Source organism: Pseudomonas sp. Sample_14 (assembly GCF_004307515.1).
Taxonomy (GTDB): domain Bacteria; phylum Pseudomonadota; class Gammaproteobacteria; order Pseudomonadales; family Pseudomonadaceae; genus Aquipseudomonas; species Aquipseudomonas atacamensis.
This window is the reverse complement of the sequence record NZ_RCOC01000016.1, coordinates 1-1675: the sequence shown is the minus strand read 5'-3', so window position 1 is coordinate 1675 and position 1675 is coordinate 1. Positions and strand designations below refer to the sequence as shown.

General features: G+C 61.4%; 2 protein-coding genes. Both read right to left on the bottom strand.

Annotation, left to right across the window (positions count from 1 at the left end; genetic code table 11):
• Positions 1-374, bottom strand: a 374-nt coding sequence (locus tag D8U61_RS03800; RefSeq protein WP_130926437.1) for a GTPase, incomplete at its 3' end; no start/stop codon positions are given.
• A 135-nt stretch (positions 375-509) separates the two neighbouring features.
• Positions 510-1661 carry an outer membrane protein assembly factor BamB gene (bamB, locus tag D8U61_RS03795; RefSeq protein ID WP_016773335.1) on the bottom strand — a complete coding sequence of 384 codons (1152 nt, stop codon included), beginning with the start codon at positions 1659-1661 and terminating at the stop codon, positions 510-512.
• Positions 1662-1675: the final 14 nt, after the last annotated feature.

Here is a 1675-nt window from a genome sequence, read left to right as displayed (position 1 = left end):
GGGTCGATGTTGTCGACCTTGTTGGCCACCACGTGGGAACGCTTGTTACGTTTGCGCAAATGCTCGGCGATCATCTGGTCGGCAGCGGTAAAACCGGCCTTGGCATCTACCAGAAACAGCACCACATCGGCTTCTTCGATGGCCAGCAGCGACTGCTCGGCCATTTTTTCGTCCATACCATGTTCGTCACCGGAGATACCGCCGGTGTCGATCAGAATGTAGGAACGCCCTTGCCACTTGGCCTCACCGTACTGGCGATCACGGGTCAGACCGGACAGGTCGCCGACGATGGCGTCACGAGTCCTGGTCAGGCGGTTGAACAAGGTGGACTTGCCGACGTTCGGTCGGCCCACCAGGGCGATTACGGGAACCATGCGGCTCTCCACTTCGTTATTTCAGAAAATACAAAAGCCGCTGCGAGGCAGCGGCTGGTGCTCGGGGCAACACCCGGGGGCGCTGCAAACCCTGCTGATGCAGGGCCGCTTGGGGATGAACCCCAAGCATAGTTGTTACTTGATGGTCAGGGCTTCCAGTTTGCCGCTGTTGCCATACACATAAATCGTGTCGCCCACCACCAGCGGACGGGCACGCAGGCCGTCGCTGTCGATGCGCTCACGGCCGACGAAACGACCGTCGACCTGACTCAGCAGATGCAGATAACCTTCCAGGTCACCCACAGCTACGTAGCTGGAGAACACTTCCGGTGCCGACAGTTGACGGCGAGCCAGCGAGTCGTTGCTCCACAGTGCGGTGGTGGAACGCTCGTCGACGCCTTCAACGGTGCCCGAAGACAGGCTCACGTAGACGCTGCCGAAACCTTGAGCGATACCGGCGTAGCTCGACGCATCGCGCTGCCACAGTTGACGACCGCTTTCCAGGTCCAGTGCCGCAACGCGACCCTGATAACTGGCCACATACAGCGTGCCGCCGGACAGCAGCAGACCGCCGTCGATGTCGACCACGCGCTCCAGTTCCGAACGACCCTGTGGAATGGCGATGCGTTGTTCCCACACCGGCACGCCGTTGGAGATGTCCAGCGCGACCACTTTACCGGTCGACAGGCCAGCTACCGCCAGACGGTTGGTGACCAGCGGAGCACTGGTGCCACGCAGGGTCAGGACCGCCGGGGTGCTGTCATACACCCAGCGCTGGTTGCCGGTGGCAGCGTCCAGACCGATCAGACGATCGTCCTGGGTCTGCACAACGACCACGTCGCCATTGTTGGCCGGCGGCGCGAGGACTTCACTGTTGACGCGGGCACGCCACTTCTCTTCACCGTTGCTGGTGTCCAGAGCGACGACTTCGCCACGCAGGGTACCGATCAGTACCAGACCGTAACCCACGCCAACGGCGCCGGAGACAGGCAGTTCCAGATCCTGGTCCCACTTCACGTCGCCGTTGCTGCGATCCAGCGCCATTACCACACCGGTCACATCAGCGGCGTAGATGGTGTCACCGTCGATCGCCGGCACCAGCATGTTGTAGGTCTCGCCCTGACCGTCACCGATCGAGCGGCTCCACTGCTTCTGCAGAACGACTTCTTCTTTGAAGTCGGTCAATTCGGCCGGTGGCAATTCTTTCTTGCTGTTGCTGCTGCAACCCGCGGCCAGAAGGGCCAGAGCCAGCAATGCTGCATGCTTCCAACGGATCACGTCACGCATCCCCTTTGGCCAGG

What these genes read in the sequence shown, in the direction of transcription:
- bamB (WP_016773335.1), bottom strand. Translation starts at nt 1,661, where the DNA reads ATGCGTGACGTGATCCGTTGGAAGCATGCAGCATTGCTGGCTCTGGCC.